We start from the raw sequence: 18,276 nt of genomic DNA, 5'->3' as shown, positions 1-18,276 counted from the left end.
CGGCCCGAAACGGTTCCAGTCCGCCACGGCCCAGATACGGCCTGATCAAGCTGTCGACCTGGACGCGGACGGGGCGGGGAATCCTCGGGATCTGGTGCTGGTTGAATGAAACCGGCCCGTGAGCTGCAAGGCGGGGCAGTAGGGGCGTAATCATCTTTCCTCGTACCGATAGGCTTTCCTCCATGGCTGAGTTCATCTACCAAATGAAGAAGGTTCGCAAGGCGCACGGCGATAAGGTCGTGCTCGACGATGTCACCTTGAACTTCCTTCCCGGCGCGAAGATCGGCGTCGTCGGCCCCAATGGCGCGGGTAAATCCAGCGTGCTGAAGATCATGGCCGCACTGGACCAGCCGAATAATGGCGAGGCCTTCCTGGCCCCGGGTGCCACGGTCGGCATCCTGCAGCAGGAGCCGCCGCTGAACGAGGAGAAGACCGTTCGCGGCAATGTCGAGGAGGGCCTCGGCGAGGTCAAGGTGAAGCTGGATCGCTTCAACGAGATCGCCGAACTCATGGCCACCGACTACTCCGACGAGCTCATGGACGAAATGGGCAAACTGCAGGAGTACCTGGACCATGCCGATGCCTGGGATATCGATTCCCAGCTCGAGCAGGCCATGGACGCGCTGCGCTGCCCGCCGCCGGACGAGTCGGTCACCAACCTCTCCGGTGGTGAGCGCCGCCGCGTCGCACTGTGCAAGCTGCTGCTGAGCAAGCCCGATCTGCTGCTGCTCGACGAGCCGACCAACCACCTCGATGCCGAGAGTGTGCTCTGGCTGGAGCAGCATCTGGCCTCGTACGCCGGTGCCGTGCTGGCCGTCACCCACGACCGGTACTTCCTCGACAATGTCGCCGAGTGGATCCTCGAACTCGACCGCGGTCGTGCCTACCCCTACGAGGGCAACTACTCCACCTATCTGGAGAAGAAGGCCCAGCGTCTCGAGGTCCAGGGCAAGAAGGACCAGAAGCTGCAGAAGCGCCTCAAGGAGGAGCTGGCCTGGGTGCGGTCCGGTGCGAAGGCCCGCCAGGCCAAGAACAAGGCTCGCCTGGGGCGGTACGAGGAGATGGCGGCCGAGGCCGAGCGGCACCGGAAGTTGGACTTCGAGGAGATCCAGATCCCGGCGGGTCCCCGTCTGGGCAGTGTGGTCGTCGAGGTCGAACATCTGGACAAAGGTTTCGGCGACCGCCAGCTCATCAAGGATCTGTCGTTCACCTTGCCGCGCAACGGCATTGTCGGCGTCATCGGCCCGAACGGTGTCGGTAAGACCACGCTGTTCAAGACGATCGTCGGGCTGGAGTCGCCCGATAGCGGTGAGGTGAAGGTCGGTGAGACGGTCAAGCTGAGCTACGTCGACCAGAACCGCGCGGGCATCGACCCGAAGAAGAATGTCTGGCAGGTCGTCTCCGACGGTCTGGACTTCATCGAGGTCGGCAACCAGGAGATGCCCTCGCGCGCCTATGTCAGCGCCTTCGGCTTCAAGGGCCCGGACCAGCAGAAGCCCGCCGGGGTGCTCTCCGGTGGTGAGCGCAACCGGTTGAACCTCGCGCTCACCCTCAAGCAGGGCGGCAACCTGATCCTGCTCGACGAGCCGACCAACGACCTCGACGTGGAAACGCTGAGTTCGCTGGAGAACGCGCTCGAACAGTTCCCGGGCTGCGCCGTTGTCATCTCCCACGACCGCTGGTTCCTCGACCGGACCTGCACCCACATCCTGGCGTGGGAGGGCGATAGCGATAACGACGCCAAGTGGTTCTGGTTCGAGGGCAACTTCGAGGCGTACGAGGCCAATAAGATCGAGCGTCTCGGCATCGAAGCCGCCCGGCCGCACCGGGTGACGCACCGCAAGCTCACCCGCGACTGAGCTCGGCACTCGGCGAGGCGGTCGGTGTACCGCCTCGTCGGGTGGCCTTTCGCCGCCGCGGCGGCCGGTCGCATGTTCTTGCTGCATCGCACCGATGCCGACCGGTGCGGCGGACATTCCCGGTGCTGCGAATCGGCAGCTCCGGGTAGCTCAGTCGAGACGCCACTCCATGTTTCCACCGGGGTCGGGGTCGAAGCGGCAGGGCAGCACACCCGATGCGTCGAAAACGACCACCTACAGTGCATTTCCGGTCGGTCGCAGATGCATCACGGTGGCGGCATCCGGTCGGGGCGGTTGCGCAGGCAGTGCTGAGGCATAGAGCCATCAGGTCGCGCCGAGTCGGATATAGGCATCGCGCGCGGTGCTCAGCCAGCTCGCGGCTCGATCGTTTCCGAGGCGATCCGCGGCCCGGTGCAGTACATCGGCGACTACACCGTGGAAGGTCGCGGCACCCGTATTGACGATGCCGTGGCCGGAATACGGTGCCAGCAGCTCGATTCCGTCGCACAGTGCGTCGCGTCGGTCGGTCGCCAGCGCGACGTTGCGAAGAATCGCACCTTGCGGTGCACCGATTCGCTCCAGCAGCGCCATTACCTGCCCCAACTGCGCCGTCGGGCGGAACTTCACGATCTCGGTGCGATCGGTGTGTGCGGTGCCTGGTAGGTGTCGCCGGTGATCTGGACCGGCGCGTTTGCTTGCTCATGCATGGCATTGCATTCACTACCTTCCCTGGATCCCGTCACGACAAGGCGTGGGGTCCGGCGTCACGATGTGACGTGCGCATGAATCACAGCGAAACCCGAGCTCGACAGGGGCGATGGCGTGCACGTGTCGGCGCAGTCCGAGCAATCACGATCCGCACCGCCGAACGGCATTCGGAACCGATCCGCCTCGTCGGCTGGCCGCCCGCCGTCGAGGCGGTAGCATCCGCGCATGACGACGTCGAACGGTCGTTCTGCCGAAGGAATTGCGGGGAAAACGCACCGGGTGGCGTCTGCATCGAAGGAAATACAGTCGACGCACATCCGGCCAAAGATCTGACTATGGTTGGAAACGTGCATGCGCAGGCGCAGTCCGGGCATTGGGTCGTTACCACCGCGATCGCGTCTACCTGACGTTGCCGGTCCGATCGGGTGCTGTGCCGGGATCATCGACCTCGGCAACCAAGCAGCGAACGCTGCGGTATCGGTGAACACCCTGCATTTAGAAGGGAATTCACCCCCGCGTCTGCAAGGCACAGCTACTCTCGGACCGGCGTCACTTTGTTGCGGAACCGAATCCGAGGAGTTGGCGAAAAAAATGACTGTCTCGTCCGAATTGTCCAGCGCGGCGTGGGCCGCGGGGTTGCCGCAGTCGCTGCGCGGCGAACTCGCGACACTCGAGGAGGCGTATTTCCGCCACGTCGACGCGGGCGATGTGGACTGCGCGATCACCGGGATCACCCAGATCTTCCGGCGGCATATGGAGCTCGCGATGACCCGCACGGCCGGGCGGGCGCTAGTGCGGGTGTACCACCCGGACGACGGCTCCGGGCTGGGTGCCGCGGTGCAGCTGGTCACCGACGATATGGCGCTGCTAGTCGAGTCGATCACCTCGTCGCTGAGCCGGATGGGCGTCAGCGTGAGCGAGGTGATCCACCCGATCTTCGAGGTGACGCGCGATGCGGACGGACGGCTGACCAGCGCCGCGCCACACGAGGTCGACAGCAACGGCAGCACCGCTCTGCGCGAATCCTGGATGCACCTGCAGTTGCATCCCTCGACCAGTCGCGCCCTACTGGACCGGATCGAACAGTCGATGCCGGATGTGGTCGCCGACGTGCGTCAGGTCATCGGCGACACCGAGGCCATCAAACAAGTGCAGAGCAATCTGGCCGATGAACTCGAGCTGGCCGCCAAATCCGGCCACGCGCCGTTCTCCGATGCCGATCTGGTCGATACCGCGAATCTGTTGCGCTGGTTGGACAGTGGCAATTTCACCGTGCTCGGCTATGCCCGCTACCGGCTCGGCGGCGACGAGGGGCAGACGATCTCGAATCCGTTGCCCGGAACCTGCCTCGGCGTGCTGCGCCCGGATGTCGGCACCGACTTCCGGGTGCCGGTCAACGCGGGCGACCGGCCGCTGCTGATGCTCACCCAAGGCCTGGTGCCCGCCACCGTGCATCGCTCGGTGTACCCCTATTTCATCGGTGTCGCGGACTTCGACGAATCCGGCGCGATCGTCGGCGAGCACCTGTTCATCGGTGTGTTCACCGTGACTGCGGTGCACGAGAACGTCCTCGACATTCCGGTCATCGAGCGCCGGGTGCGCTCGGTGATCGAGCAGAGCGGTTTCGATATGGACTCGTTCTCCGGCCAGGCCATGCTCGAGGTCATCCAGTCGTTCCCGCGCACCGAACTGTTCTCCTCCGACGCCGAGACCATGCGCCGCACCGCCACCGCAGTCCTGAATGTCGGTCTGCGCAGGCAGGTTCGGCTGTTCCTGCGTTCGGACGGTTTCGGCCGATTCGTCGCATGCCTGGTTTATCTGCCTCGCGATCGCTACACCACTCGGGTGCGCCTGGAGATGCAAGAAATCCTGGTCCGCGAACTGGGTGGCGTTTCCATCGACTACTCGGCGCGGGTCAGCGAAAGCGAACTGGCCAGTGTGTATTTCACGGTGCGCATGCCGGAGACGGAGGTCGGGGTGCTGCGTGAGGGGGTCACCGTCGCCGACACCTCCGAGGCCAATCGGCTGCGCATCCAGAATCTGCTCGCCGAGGCGACGCACACCTGGGATGACCGCCTCAACGATGCGGTGAGCACCTCCACCGTGCTGGATCCCGGCGTCGTGCAGCGCTACGCCGAGGCGTTTCCGGAGGCGTACAAACAGGATTTCGCCTCCGACCGCGCACTGGCCGATGTCGTGCGGCTGGAGCGGCTGACCGAGGGCTCGATCGACCAATACCTGTACCGCCATGCGGATTCGGTACCGGGCTCGTGGCGGTTCACCCTCTACATCGGCGGCACCGGCATCTCACTGAGCCAGGTGCTGCCGGTGCTGCAGAGCCTCGGCGTCGAAGTTGTCGATGAGCGGCCGTACCAGATCCTGTTGGATCCGGTGCCCGGCGATGAGGGCGGGGAACGCTGGATCTACGACTTCGGCCTGCTGGCCCGGCCGGAATTGCTGCGCAGCTCGCTGGATAAGGATCTGGACGCCGAACTGCTGGAGTCCTCGGCCCGGGCCGACGCGCTGGCGACGGCGGAGCAGGGGCTGCACGATCGGTTCACCGCGGCCTTCGAGGCGGTCTGGTACGACCGAGCCGAGGCGGATGCGCTCAATGAACTCGTGCTGCGCGCCCGGCTGCCGTGGCGCGCGGTGTCGATCCTGCGGATGTACGCGAAGTACCTGCAGCAGGCCGATTTTCCGTACAGCCAGGCGAATATCGCCAGGGTCCTGCTCGCGTATCCGGATATCGCGAAGCTGTTCGTCGACCTGTTCGCGGCACGGTTCGATCCGGATACCGAATCGGCCGAGCACGCCGCCGAGTTGGAGACCCGGGTGCGCGGCCGCATCGACGACGTCGTCAGCCTGGACGCCGACCGCATCCTGCGCGCGATCCTGTCGCTGGTCAAGGCGACATTGCGGACCAACTACTACGTGACCGACGCCGCGGGCAATTCGCGCGGGTACGTCTCGGTGAAGGTCGATCCGCATGCCATCACCGAATTGCCCAGGCCGCGACCGCAATTCGAGATCTTTGTGTACTCGCCGCGGGTCGAGGGTGTGCATCTGCGCTTCGGTCCGGTGGCGCGCGGCGGGTTGCGCTGGTCGGACCGGCTGGAGGATTTCCGGACCGAGATCCTGGGTCTGGTGAAGGCGCAGGCGGTGAAGAACGCGGTGATCGTCCCGGTCGGCGCCAAGGGCGGATTCGTGGTCAAGCAGCCGCCGGCGGCCACGGGTGATCCGACCGCGGATCGGCAGGCGCTGGGCGCGGAGGGCGTCGAATGCTACCGGACATTCATCTCCGGTTTGCTGGATGTCACCGACAATGTGGACCGGGCGACCGGCGCCGTCCTGCCGCCCGCGCGGGTGATCCGCCGCGACGGCGATGACACCTACCTGGTCGTTGCCGCCGATAAGGGCACCGCGACATTCTCCGATATCGCCAACGATGTGGCGCAGCGCTATGGATTCTGGCTCGGTGACGCATTCGCCTCCGGTGGTTCGGCGGGCTACGACCACAAGGCGATGGGCATTACCGCCAAGGGGGCCTGGGAGAGCGTGAAGCGCCACTTCCAGGAGATGGATATCGACACCCAGACCGAGGATTTCACCGTGGTCGGTGTCGGCGATATGAGCGGTGACGTCTTCGGCAACGGCATGCTGCTCTCCGAGCACATCCGGTTGGTCGCCGCATTCGACCATCGGCACATCTTCCTGGATCCCGATCCCGATGCGGCCACCTCGTTCCGGGAGCGGCAGCGGATGTTCGCGCTGCCGCGCTCGTCCTGGGCGGACTACGACACCTCGCTGATCAGCGCCGGCGGTGGCGTCTGGGATCGCACCGTGAAGTCGGTGCCGATCAGCCCGCAGTCGCGAAAGGCGTTGGGGCTGGCCGATGATGTGGTCGCGCTCTCGCCGCCGGAACTGGTGCGGGCGATCCTGCTCTCGCCGGTGCAGCTGCTGTGGAACGGCGGTATCGGCACCTACATCAAGGCGAGCACCGAGACCAATGCCGAGGTCGGCGACAAGTCCAATGACACGGTGCGGGTCAATGGAAATCAGCTGCGGGTCAAGGTGATCGGTGAGGGCGGCAATTTGGGCGCGACCGCGCTCGGCCGCATCGAGTTCTGCCGCAATGGCGGCAAGATGAACACCGACGCGCTGGACAACTCGGCCGGTGTGGACTGCTCCGACCACGAGGTCAATATCAAGGTGCTGCTCGACGGTGTGGTCAGCGCGGGCGGACTGCCCGAGGCCGAACGCAATCCGCTGCTCGCCTCGATGACCGATGAGGTCGCTCAGCTGGTGTTGCAGGACAACGTCTCCCAGAATTTCCTGATGGGCATCTCGCGGGCCGAGGCGCCCCGGATGCTGAATGTGCACCAGCGGCTCATCGAGGATCTCGAGGCGCGTCGCGGGGTGGACCGCGAGCTCGAGGCGCTGCCCTCGCAGGTGGAGATCAAGCGCAGGCTCGAGGAGGGCACCGGTCTGGCCTCGCCCGAGCTGTCCAATCTCATGGCGCACGTGAAGCTTTCGCTCAAGGCCGATCTGCTCGAGACCGATCTGCCGGATATCTCGTACTTCGCCAGCAGGCTGCCGCAGTACTTCCCGACACCGTTGCGGGCTCGGTTCGGCACCGCCATCAAGCGGCACCGGCTGCGTCGGGAGATCACCACCACGATGGTGGTCAACGAGATGGTCGACTACGGCGGCATTACCTACGCCCACCGGCTGAACGAGGAAATCGGTGCCAGCACGACCGATGCGGTGCGCGCGTTCGCGGCGGCCAGCGAGATCTTCGACCTGCACGATATGTGGGCCCGGATCCGAGCCACCGACGCCGCGGTGTCGGTGCGCGACGAACTCGAGCTGGAGACCAAGCGGGCGCTGGACCGCGCCTCACGCTGGCTGTTGAGCAACCGCCCGCAGCCGATCGCGGTCGGCGCGGAGATCAACCGGTACAGCCGGGGTGTGCGGGAGCTGGCACCGAAGGTGCCCGGCTGGCTGCGCGGACATCACGTCTCGACGCTGACCGATCAGTCCGCCGAAGTGATCGCCCGTGGCGCGCCCACCGACCTCGCCACCGAGGTCTTCGCGCTGCTGAATCTGTTCCCGCTGCTCGATGTGTTGGATATCGCAGATATCACCGACCGCAGCGGTGAGGAGGTCGGCTCGCTGTACTACGCGCTCAACGATCACCTCAAGATCGATTGGCTGTTACAGGCGGTCAGCCACCTGGAACGCGGCGATCGCTGGCATGCGTTGGCCCGGCTCGCATTGCGCGACGATATGTACGGTTCGCTGCGCTCGCTGACCCTCGACGTGCTCTCCGGCGGTGACCCGGAGGAGACAGCGGACGAGAAGATTGCATACTGGGAGTCGAAAAACCAGTCCCGGCTCGGACGCGCTCGGGCAGCGCTGTCGGAGTTGTTCGAGTCCGGAACCCACGATCTCGCCACGCTGTCGGTTGCGGCGCGGCAAGTGCGAAGCATGGTGAGCGGGGTGGGCGCCCAATCGGAGGTACCTCGTTGACGAGTTCGTTGAGCGGCAGCGGAAAGTCGCAGGGCGGCAGCCGACTACTGCCCATGCGCTTCCACGCCAAGGTAGACGTCAGGTGGTCGGATATGGATGTCTTCCAGCACGTCAACCACGCCCGCATGGTGACGCTGCTGGAGGAGGCGCGGATTCCGTGGCTGTTCGAGGACGGGCGTCCGACCGCGTCGCTGCGTACCGGCTGTGTGCTGGCGGACCTTCGGGTCCGCTACCGCGGTCAGCTGCGGCACGAGGACACTCCGCTGGATATCGCGATGTGGATCGAGCAGCTGCGGACGGTTGATTTCACCATCGGTTACGAGGTGCGCGCCAATGGCGCGGCCCCGGACTCGCCGCCCGCGGTGCTCGCCTCCACCCAGATCGCGGCCTTCGATATGCGGTCGCAGCGCCTGCGCCGGCTCACCGATACCGAACGTGACTACCTCGCCGAGTGGAAAGAGTGAGCGATTTGCCCGGTTCGTTCGGGTGGTGGATTCGGGTCGCTGGGCAGTGATGGCTGGCTTCGGCCGGGCAGCAGCGGCCGTCGGCATCGGCGGCCGTATGGTGATGGCTGAATCCGGTTGCGCAGCGGTGGTGGCGGACTGCGGTCGTCGTGCGGTGGCGGCCGCGATGTGGTGATGTGGGAGCACTGATGTCGGGACAGCGCGTCCTGGAGGTTTCCGATCCGGCCGAGCGAGAGAATCTGGCGACATTTCTGAGCCGGGCCGTTCGGTTGGATCCCGCGGCGGTGGTGCGTTTGCGCCGTCGTGGTGAACGGTATGTATCCGCGTGGGTGGCAACGGGTTTCGAGGCGCTCGCGGTGCGCACCGTGGTCGCCGAGCTCGGCGCCGACGATGTCACCGTCGGTGCCGATCTGGTGCTGGCCGGTTTGTCGTCCGGCAGTCCGATCGATCTCGGCTACTCGATGGATTCGGCCTGGCGTGGTGCGCTGCCGCCGGATGTCGGCTTCGAACATGTCGACGATGTGCCCGCGCGCACCCTCGTCGAACTCGCCGAACGGGGCGCGGCACTGGCCAAGGAACACGGCAGCAGCCATGGCCCGCCCGCGTCCCTGCTCGACCAGACGGTGCTCACCGTCTCCGGGGCGCTGGCCCAGGTCCAGGTCCCGATGCGCGTCGTATTCGCCCTCACCGCAATGGATTTCATCCCGCACTCCGGTGACAAGGCCGACCCCCGCCGCATCCCGCCCGCCGAAATCGTCCGGGTCCGCGCCACCAAGACCTGGTTGCGTCTCGACGCCCGCTATGGCTCCGTCGCCCGCCGTCAGGGTGGCGGCATCCCGCTAACCCCGAGCTAGCCTCCACTCCCACACCTTTCTAAGGCCTGGTGCCTGCTGAGGCTTGGTGCCTGCTGGGGTTTGGTGCCTGCTGGGGTTTGGTGCCTGCTGGGGTTTGGTGCCTGCTGGGGTTTGGTGCCTGCTGGGGTTTGGTGCCTGCTGGGGTTTGGTGCCTGCTGGGGTTTGGTGCCCGTTGGGGCTTGGTGCCCGTTGAGGCTTGGTGCCCGTTGTGAGTGCGTGCAAGGAGTGCGGACGATCGGATCCAGTTCGACCGTGGAATGGGAGTCAGGACAACCCGAGCAGGCGCAGGAGGGCGGTGCTGGTCGCGGCGGCCAGGATTACCACCAGCATGGGTTGGTGGCGCCAGGCCAGTAGCCCACCGACGAGAACGCCTGCGGGGAGGGCGAATCCGAGGTGGCCGGAGCCGGTGGGCAGGGTGGTGATGGCGACCATCGCGGCCAACAGTATGACCGCGCCGATCTCCAGGAGCCTTGTCGCTCGATCCGGGAACCGGATGCGGTTGCGCAGAGCAGGACCCGACGAACGGAAGGCATAGGTTCCGGCGGACAAGGCGCCCATGGCCGCCAGCAAGATCGGTGTACTCATACCTGCTCCTCGTCGGTGCTCGGCCGCGCCATGTTGTCGTCTCGCTCGCTCACGATGCCTGCGCCTCGCCTGTCGCTTCGCTGTCCCGCTTCGAGATTGCGAAGAACAGCCCCGAAAGCGCAACCAGCACAGGCATTCCCGCGGGCAGGAACGGCGCACTGGCCACGGCCGCGATCGCCCCGATCAGGGCCGCGCGCAGCGTGCCGCGTGCTCGCAAGGCGGGCATGATCAGCGATAACAGCACCGCGGGGAACACCGCGTCCAACCCGATCGCACCGGTATCGGGCACTATCGTGCCGATCAGCGCGCCGATCGCCGCACCGCTGGGCCAGGCGATGAGCACACCCAACCCGCTCACCCAATACGCCGCTCGCCGACGCGCGATATCCGGCTGGGCCAGGGCCAGTGCGACGGATTCGTCGTTCATCACATGGACGCCGATCCGCCGCCGCCATCCGGTGCCGACCACATCGGGCACCGAAAGCCCGTACGGCAGATGCCGGGCATTGACCAGTAGCCCGGCCAGTACGGCCGCGATCGGGCTGCCGCCCGCCGCCATGATCCCGATGAACAGGAACTCCGCACCGCCCGCGAGCACGACGACCCCGAGCACAATCGGAACCCACAGTGGAAAACCGGAGGTGACGGCGGTAGCGCCGTAGGAAATACCGATCAGCCCGACCGCGAGCAATACCGCCGCGATCCCGGTGAGCGTGTCCCGATCGAGTGTTCGCCATATCGAACGCATGTAGTTTATGGTGAACATGGCGGGGCGATTCGTCAATATGGTTCTCTGTTGGGCGGTCAACTGTATTCACCCACCCCGGCCGGCTCCGCCGGCCTGCCATCCGCCTAGTCGACGGGAGCGCGCATGGAGCAGGATCCGACGACGCCGCAGGCAGTGATCGCCGCTGCGCTGCGCCGGGAGCGCCTGCGCGCCAGGCTGTCGCTCACCGAGGTTGCCAACCGTGCGGGCGTCGCGAAATCCACACTGTCCCAACTGGAATCGGGGACCGGCAATCCGAGCCTGGAGACCTTGTGGGCACTGTGCGTCGCCCTGGATATGCCCTTCTCACGGCTGCTCGACCCGCCGCGCCCGACCGTTCAGGTGATTCGCGCGGGAGAGGGCCCGGTACTGGCCGCCGCGGAATCCGATTACCGCGCCACCCTGTTGGCGGCCGGACCGGCCAATGCTCGCCGTGATTTCTTCCGGATCACCGCCGAACCCGGCCACGCCCGCAGATCCGACCCGCACATTCCAGGTGTGATCGAACATGTGCTGCTGGCCAGCGGCCGCGCCCTCATCGGCCCCATCGACGCACCCGTCGAACTCGCACCGGGCGACTACATCTCCTACCCGGGCGATGCCCCGCACGTCTTCGAAGCCCTGGCTCCCAACACCTGGGCGGCATTCGTCGTCGAATACACCTAGCCGCAAATGGCTGCGGCGCACCCGCTGGTGTCCAGTGCGTCGATCGACACCGCGGATGAGCGCGGTGACCAAGAACACGTGCGGCGAAATGACTGCGAGACCGGCCCCACGGAACCGATCCGGTCAGGAGCTAGCGCTAGGCGGCACCCTCGCCGAGATACTGCAACCACACCGGATCCAGCTCCGCGGTGGTCGACAACAGCCGCCAGTGCGGTCCCTTCGGTGAGACCAGTGGCGAACGCAACGTCCAGCCCAACTCGCTGAGCAGTTTGTCCGCCTTGCGGTGATTGCACGGGGCACAACTCGCGACGCAGTTCTCCCAGGAATGCTCGCCGCCGCGGCTGCGCGGGATGACGTGATCGATGGTCTCTGCCTTGCCACCGCAATACCCGCATCGGTAGCGGTCGCGATGCATGAGGGCGGCGCGGGTCATCGGGACGCGTGCGCGATAGGGCACATGAACGTAGCTGCGCAGCCGGATAACAGATGGAATCGTGACGGCGGATTCCGCGGAATGCACCACCGATCCCTGCGGGTCGTGGTGGACGGTATCGGCTTTATCGCAGATCAGGAGCACCACGGCGCGGCGTGCGGACAGCGCGGTGAGCGGCTCGTAGGTGGCATTGAGAAGCAACACCCGGCGCTTCAACCAGTTGGCGGTCTCGTTCTGGACCGGCGTGAGGTGCGGATTGTGGTGAGCAGGCTCACCGGTGCGATGTGCACCCGGATAGTGATCGGACAAGATGTGCAGCGGAGTAGCCCCCGACCCACGATTGTGGACGTCGGCGGGCTGGAGTTGTCGGTGCGTCCTGGCCTCGTGTGATCGGCCGTGCCGCTGCTTCATGGGGACCCCGGTTTCATAGTTATCAAGATCATGTGGTATCTCGGCAGAGACTGCCACCCAGTTGACCATGGAATGCGCACTATTGCACGGTGATTTCGCACAATGTCGGATGAACTGTGGTTGAAGGGCCGCCCGTTCGTGACGCGGGCACAATGGAGTGCGGCCGCCCGTAGCGATCGCTTGCGGGTCGCTCGAAACGATCAGCGGACCGATCGAAAGGACCTGATGACTTCCGGCGAGCAGACAGCGACGTCGTTCTACGACGCGATCGGCGGGGCGGCGACGTTCCACCGGATCATCGCGGCGTTCTATCGAGAGGTGGCGGCCGACGAGGTGTTGCGCCCGCTGTACCCGGAGCAGGACCTCGGACCGGCGGAGCGGCGGCTGCGCATGTTCCTCGAGCAGTACTGGGGTGGCCCGCGCACGTACTCCGATGAGCGTGGGCATCCGCGGCTGCGAATGCGGCATATGCCGTTCAAGATCGGTCCGGTGGAGCGCGATGCGTGGCTGCGCTGTATGCGGATCGGCGTGGCGGAGATCGAACCGGAGATTCTGGACGATGAGCATCGCAAGGCATTACTCGATTACCTGGAGATGGCGGCGAATTCGCTGGTGAACGCCGCTTGGTGAGATCGTTTCTGTTGAGCTCCCGCGTAGTCCCGAGGTTTTGAACCCGCATATCGAATGCTGAATATTTGCCAGATATCTTCGAGCATGGCTGAGCGTGTGCGAATTTGCCGAAAATCTTTGGCACTATTACGGATGTGACTGATACACCTGCCGTCCCGGCGCCGGTGGATCGCACCGCCCAACCTTGGTGGCGGTCGGCCATGTTCTACCAGGTCTATCCGAGATCCTTCGCGGACTCCGACGGCGATGGGATCGGCGATCTCCGCGGGATTCGCGACAAACTCGGCTACCTGGAACTGCTCGGGGTCGACGCGCTCTGGATCTGCCCGGTGATGCGCTCTCCCATGGCCGACGGCGGTTACGACGTCGCCGATCCGCGCGATATCGACCCGCTCTTCGGCGGTATGGCGGCAATGGACGAGCTGATCGCCGAGGCGCACGACCGCCGTCTCAAGGTGACCATGGATCTGGTGCCGAACCACACCAGCGATCGGCATCCGTGGTTCGCGGCGGCGCTGGCCGCGGCACCGGGCAGTCGGGAACGCGAGCGCTACATCTTCCGCGACGGCCGCGGACCCGACGGCGCGATACCGCCGAACAACTGGCCGAGCATCTTCGGCGGGCCCGCCTGGACCCGCGTCATCGAGCCCGACGGGCGGCCCGGCCAGTGGTACCTGCACATCTTCGCGTCCGAGCAACCGGATCTGAACTGGGCAAATCCCGAGATCGCCGCCGATTTCGAACAGACGCTGCGCTTCTGGCTGGATCGGGGCGTCGACGGGTTCCGCCTGGATGTCGCGCACGGTATGGCCAAACCGGACGGCCTGCCCGATATGGAGCGCGTCGAAACCAAGATGTTGGTGCATGACGATGACGATCCGCGCTTCAACAATCCCGCCGTGCACGAGATCCACCGCCGCATCCGCAAGGTGCTCGACGAATATCCGAACGCGGTCTCGATCGGCGAGGTCTGGGTGGACGACAACACCCGCTTCGGCGAGTACGTCCGGCCGGACGAACTGCACCTGGCCTTCAATTTCCGCCTCGCCGAGGCCCCATTCGATGCCGACGCGGTGCGTGCGGCCATCGACAACTCGCTCGCGGCCGTCGCGCCGGTGGGCGCGGTCCCCACTTGGACGCTGTCCAATCACGACATCGCACGTGAGGTCACCCGGTACGGCGGCGGTCCCGTCGGAGTTGCGCGGGCCCGCGCGATGATGATGGTGGAGCTGGCACTGCCCGGCGCGGTCTTCATCTACAACGGCGCCGAACTCGGGCTGCCCAATGTCGACGATCTGCCCGAGGCGGCGCTGCGAGATCCGGTCTGGGAACGCTCCGGACATACCGAGCGCGGACGCGACGGCTGCCGGGTGCCGATTCCGTGGGAGGGCGTGGCACCGCCGTTCGGATTCACCACGGGCGAGTCCTGGTTGCCCATGCCGCCGGAATGGACGGCATCGACGGTCGAAGCGCAATTGGAGGCGTTGGGCTCCACTCTGTCGCTGTATCGGATGGCGATCGAATTGCGTGGTGTCCGACCGGAATTCGCGGGTCCGCGGATCGAGTGGTACGGCAGCCCGGCCGGTTGCCTGGCCTTCCGTCGGCCCGGTGGACTGGTCTGTGTGCTGAACGCCTCGCCCGTGCCGATCTCCTTGCCGCCCGGTGACGTACTACTCGCCAGCGCCCCGTCGGAGAACGGTCAGCTGGCCGCGAATGCCGCCGCCTGGCTGGTGTGACCGCACAACACGAGCTCGACCAGAACGCGAACTACTACAGGGCATCGTCTACCGTAAGGCTCGTGAGTGAGCGAAGCGAGCGAACCATGTGCCAGCGCGCCATGCGGATGACGGAGCCGAGCGCCAGCGAGGCGCAGTCATGAGCATTCTCGAGACAGTGCTGATCTTCCTCGGCATCCCGCTGGTGATCTACGGCGCGATCGCCGGATTGTCGTTTCTCGGCAAGCCACTGCCCGGCGAGAAGCCGGTCCACTTCGACCTCGGTCAGAAGTGGACCCAGCCTGCCGTGCTGTGGAGTGCTACCGACGAGGTGACCGGATCGGGCCACCACACTGCTGAGTCGTCGCATGAGCACCATGCGGCGATCGAATCCACCGACGTGGAGCTGATCGGAGGCCGGGCAAGTGGCAAGTTCTAATTGGCCCGCGGTAGTCGAATCCGAACTGCCGCACGGTTCGGTGGTCACCAGCAGCGGCCGCGTCTCCGGTGTGCACGAGGCCGGTGCGGTGTTCAAGGAAGCCCCGTTCAGCGATGACGAGCGGCTGGCCATGGACAATGCGCTCACCGAGGTGACCCGCGCGACCAAGGTGCGCTTCAATGTCTACATCGGCGATCTGGGTGCGGATCCGGCCGCCGGTGCGGACGCGGTCTTCGCCGCGACCCCCGAGGCGGCGCGTTCGGTGCTCATCGCCGTCTCGCCCAACGACAAGGCCGTAGAGGTCCGTTCCGGCAGCGAGATCGCCGACCGGGCCAACGACCGAGTCTGCCAGCTCGGCGTCTCGGCTGCCCTGAGCTCCTTCCGTAAGGGCCAGCTCATCGACGGCCTGATCTCCGCGGTCCAGGTCATGGCCGCCAACATCGGTCGCTGATCCACTGGTTCGCCGCGGCGCGTTCACCTGCGATGGTGGACGCGCCGTTTGCGTTGACGCATGGAAACATCGGCCTGCGGTGCCTCTGGAGATGCGAAACGGGGCGTGCCCATCACGATGATGACCACGCCCCGTTCGATCGGGCTGGGGTAGCCCTCAGCGCCGCAAGCCCGTTCAGCCCCTGGCGTCGAAGGCGCGGGCGCGCAGTGAGCGTTCGATGCCCGCCTTGCCCTCGGTCACCAGGCGGCGCAGGGCGGGCGGATGATCACCGGCGAGGAACTTGTCCGCCGTCGCCACGGCATCCTCGCTGATCGCCCAGGCGGGGTAGAGGCCGACGACGACGGTTTGCGCGACCTCGCTGGAGCGGCGCTCCCAGACGCCGGGCACATCGGCGAAATAGCGGTCGACATAGGGTGCGAGCAGCTCGCCCTGGCCTGCCGGTGCGAAGCCGCCGACGATCGAGCGAGCGGTGATATTCGGCACCGAATCGTCGGACATCACCGTATTCCAGGCCTGCTCCTTCACCTCGGCGATCGGCCGCGCCGTCGCCGCCGCCGCGGCCTGGCGCTTACCGGCCGCGGTGGGGTCGTTGGCCAATTCCTGGTCGATGAACGGAGTGTCGAGGCCCTCGGTATCGATCTCGCCCGCCGCCGCCAGCGCGGTGACCAGCCGCCAGCGCAGATCGGTGTCCACCGCCAGACCGGGCAGACCGACGTTGGCCGGATCACCGTCGAGCAGTTCGCGCAGCACCTCGGTGTGCCAGGCCTGCAGCCGCGCGCCGGTGAGCGCGTTGACGAAGGCGAGCTGATGATCCGAGCCCGCCGCGGCCTCGCGGGCCAGTTCCAGCAGCCGGTTGGCGTATTCGGTCCAGCCGGTGGCATTCGCCCACTCCGGATCGGCGTAGCTGCCGATCGCGGTATTGGCCTGCATCAGAAGTCGCTGCACCACACCGATTTCGGTCTCGGTGCCGATTCCACGTTGCACCAGGGCGACGAAGTCGCGTGCGCGCATCTCGGCCTGCCTGGTCATCTCCCAGGCAGCCGACCAGCACAGCGTGCGCGGCAGCGGTTCGACGATCTCGTGGATGCGGTGCAGCACCACATCGAGCGAATCGGGATCGAGGCGCACCGAGCAGTAGGTGAGATCGTCGTCGTTGATCAGCACCAGCTGGCCGCGTTCCACGCCGACGAGTTCGGGCACCTCGGTGCGCTCGGCCGCGTCGAGGTCGAGTTCGATGCGGTTGGTGCGGACCAGCTTTCCGTCCCGTTCGCCGTACACGCCGACCGCGAGGCGATGCACGCGACGCTCACCAGCGCCCGGTTCCGCACCCTCCTGGACGACCGCGAACCTGGTGAAACGGCCGCCGGGATCGACCTCGAAGTCCGGACGCAGGATATTCAGTCCGGTGGTCTTGAGCCACTGTGCGCCCCAGTCGGACAGATCGCGGCCGGAGGACTTCTCCAGCGCCGAGAGCAGATCGTCGAAAGTGGCATTGCCGTAGGCGTGTTCGGTGAAGTAGTCGCGCAGACCGGCGAGGAACGCTTCCAGCCCGACATAGGCCACCAGCTGCTTGAGCACGGAAGCGCCCTTGGCGTAGGTGATTCCGTCGAAGTTGACCTCGACCGCGTGCAGATCCGGAATATCGGCGGCGATCGGATGTGTGGACGGCAGCTGATCCTGGCGGTACGCCCAGGACTTCTCCACATTCGCGAAAGTGGTCCAGGCACTGGTGTATTCGGTCGCCTCGGATTGGCACAGCACCGAGGCGAAGGTCGCGAACGACTCGTTCAACCACAGGTCGTCCCACCACTTCATGGTGACCAGATCGCCGAACCACATATGCGCCATCTCGTGCAGCACCGTCTCGGCCCGCCGCTCATAGGCCGCGCGGGTCACCTTGGACCGGAAGACGTAGTCCTCCAGGAAGGTGACGGCACCGGCGTTCTCCATCGCGCCCGCGTTGAATTCCGGGACGAACAGCTGGTCGTACTTGCCGAACGCGTAGGGCACACCGAAGTTCTTGTGATAGAAGCCGAAGCCCTGTTTGGTCTCGGTGAACAGCCGGTCGGCATCCATGTGCTCGGCGAGCGAGGAGCGGCAGTAGATGCCGAGCGGGATGGTGCCATGGTCGTCGGTGTAGGCGTCGGTCCATTCCGCGTACGGGCCCGCGATGAGCGCGACCAGGTAGGTGCTCATCGTCGGGGTGGTGCGGAACAGGTGCTTGCCGGGATCGGCGAGCAGCGTATCGACCGCGGCTGCGTTGGAGATGACCTTCCAGTTCGGCGCGGCGGTCACGCTGATATCGAAGGTGGCCTTGAGGTCCGGCTGGTCGAAGCAGGCGAACATGCGCTTGGCGTCGGCGGTTTCGAACTGCGAGTACAGGTAGACCGCGTCATCGGTGGGATCGATGAAGCGGTGCAGGCCCTCACCGGTATTGGAGTATTCGCAGTCGGCCTCGACAACTAGCTCGTTGCGCTCGGCCAGACCGGTGAGTGTGATGCCCTTGGACTCGTCGTAGTCGGCGATATCGATCGCGGTGCCGTTGAGCACGGCCGAGCGGACCCCACGGGCGACGATATCGATGAAGGTGCTCGCGCCCGCGGTCGCGGTGAAGGTGACCGTGCTGCGGGAGAAGAAGGTCTGCTCGCCCGGCTTCCCGGCCCCGTCGGTCAGGTCGAGGTCGATGCGATAGTTCTCGACCTGCACTGTCGAGGCGCGTTCGATCGCCTGGTCGCGAGTCAGGTTCGGTGCGGACATGGGACTCCT

General features: G+C 65.8%; 14 protein-coding genes. 9 read left to right on the top strand and 5 right to left on the bottom strand.

Annotated features, from left to right (window positions below; genetic code table 11):
* Positions 1-182: 182 nt before the first annotated feature.
* A complete protein-coding gene (gene ettA, locus ACQP0C_RS33160; protein WP_354957583.1) occupies positions 183-1,859 on the top strand; it encodes an energy-dependent translational throttle protein EttA in 1,677 nt (558 codons plus the stop codon).
* A 324-nt stretch (positions 1,860-2,183) separates the two neighbouring features.
* Here the strand turns inward: ettA and ACQP0C_RS33155 are convergent, their stop codons facing one another.
* Entirely contained in the window at positions 2,184-2,486 is a 303-nt protein-coding gene (locus ACQP0C_RS33155; protein ID WP_433726434.1) for a hypothetical protein, read from the bottom strand.
* A 672-nt stretch (positions 2,487-3,158) separates the two neighbouring features.
* Between ACQP0C_RS33155 and ACQP0C_RS33150 the strand changes: the two genes are divergently transcribed.
* The 3 genes from ACQP0C_RS33150 to ACQP0C_RS33140 all read left to right on the top strand — a co-directional run bounded on the left by ACQP0C_RS33150 (position 3,159) and on the right by ACQP0C_RS33140 (position 9,414).
* Positions 3,159-8,096, top strand: coding sequence for an NAD-glutamate dehydrogenase (locus tag ACQP0C_RS33150; protein WP_433726432.1), 4,938 nt, complete (start codon positions 3,159-3,161; stop codon positions 8,094-8,096).
* Between the two features lie 53 nt (positions 8,097-8,149).
* Complete coding sequence (locus tag ACQP0C_RS33145; protein ID WP_433734725.1) at positions 8,150-8,560, top strand: acyl-CoA thioesterase; 411 nt, start codon at positions 8,150-8,152, stop codon at positions 8,558-8,560.
* A 188-nt stretch (positions 8,561-8,748) separates the two neighbouring features.
* Positions 8,749-9,414 (top strand): hypothetical protein, encoded by a 666-nt coding sequence (locus ACQP0C_RS33140; RefSeq protein WP_433726430.1) that lies wholly within the window; start codon positions 8,749-8,751, stop codon positions 9,412-9,414.
* A 264-nt stretch (positions 9,415-9,678) separates the two neighbouring features.
* Here ACQP0C_RS33140 and ACQP0C_RS33135 read toward each other — a convergent pair whose 3' ends face one another.
* Together ACQP0C_RS33135 and ACQP0C_RS33130 are read right to left on the bottom strand one after the other, a co-directional pair.
* Positions 9,679-9,999, bottom strand: coding sequence for an AzlD domain-containing protein (locus tag ACQP0C_RS33135; RefSeq protein WP_433726428.1), 321 nt, complete (start codon positions 9,997-9,999; stop codon positions 9,679-9,681).
* A gap of 49 nt (positions 10,000-10,048) precedes the next feature.
* Positions 10,049-10,747: an AzlC family ABC transporter permease gene (locus tag ACQP0C_RS33130; protein WP_433726426.1), complete on the bottom strand. Its 699-nt coding sequence runs from the start codon at positions 10,745-10,747 to the stop codon at positions 10,049-10,051.
* 123 nt (positions 10,748-10,870) lie between these two features.
* Between ACQP0C_RS33130 and ACQP0C_RS33125 the strand changes: the two genes are divergently transcribed.
* The gene (locus tag ACQP0C_RS33125) at positions 10,871-11,431 is read left to right on the top strand and encodes a helix-turn-helix domain-containing protein (protein ID WP_433726424.1); all 561 of its coding nucleotides are present in this window, start codon (positions 10,871-10,873) and stop codon (positions 11,429-11,431) included.
* 136 nt (positions 11,432-11,567) lie between these two features.
* Here ACQP0C_RS33125 and ACQP0C_RS33120 read toward each other — a convergent pair whose 3' ends face one another.
* Positions 11,568-12,275, bottom strand: a complete 708-nt coding sequence (locus ACQP0C_RS33120; RefSeq protein WP_433726422.1) for an HNH endonuclease — start codon at positions 12,273-12,275, stop codon at positions 11,568-11,570.
* Between the two features lie 225 nt (positions 12,276-12,500).
* Between ACQP0C_RS33120 and ACQP0C_RS33115 the strand changes: the two genes are divergently transcribed.
* From ACQP0C_RS33115 to ACQP0C_RS33100, 4 genes are all read left to right on the top strand, one after another.
* Entirely contained in the window at positions 12,501-12,905 is a 405-nt protein-coding gene (locus tag ACQP0C_RS33115; RefSeq protein WP_355181104.1) for a globin, read from the top strand.
* 200 nt (positions 12,906-13,105) lie between these two features.
* Positions 13,106-14,641, top strand: a complete 1,536-nt coding sequence (locus ACQP0C_RS33110; RefSeq protein WP_433734724.1) for a glycoside hydrolase family 13 protein — start codon at positions 13,106-13,108, stop codon at positions 14,639-14,641.
* A 139-nt stretch (positions 14,642-14,780) separates the two neighbouring features.
* The gene (gene ctaJ / locus ACQP0C_RS33105; RefSeq protein ID WP_433726420.1) at positions 14,781-15,059 is read left to right on the top strand and encodes an aa3-type cytochrome oxidase subunit CtaJ; all 279 of its coding nucleotides are present in this window, start codon (positions 14,781-14,783) and stop codon (positions 15,057-15,059) included.
* Positions 15,046-15,510 carry a DUF5130 domain-containing protein gene (locus ACQP0C_RS33100; protein ID WP_433726418.1) on the top strand — a complete coding sequence of 155 codons (465 nt, stop codon included), beginning with the start codon at positions 15,046-15,048 and terminating at the stop codon, positions 15,508-15,510. Before ctaJ ends, ACQP0C_RS33100 begins: the two co-directional genes overlap by 14 nt.
* A 174-nt stretch (positions 15,511-15,684) precedes the next feature.
* Here the strand turns inward: ACQP0C_RS33100 and pepN are convergent, their stop codons facing one another.
* The gene (gene pepN, locus ACQP0C_RS33095; RefSeq protein WP_433726416.1) at positions 15,685-18,267 is read right to left on the bottom strand and encodes an aminopeptidase N; all 2,583 of its coding nucleotides are present in this window, start codon (positions 18,265-18,267) and stop codon (positions 15,685-15,687) included.
* Positions 18,268-18,276: the final 9 nt, after the last annotated feature.

This window comes from Nocardia sp. CA-129566 (assembly GCF_050956075.1).
Classification (GTDB): domain Bacteria; phylum Actinomycetota; class Actinomycetes; order Mycobacteriales; family Mycobacteriaceae; genus Nocardia.
This window is presented reverse-complemented; position numbering and strand designations above follow the sequence as displayed.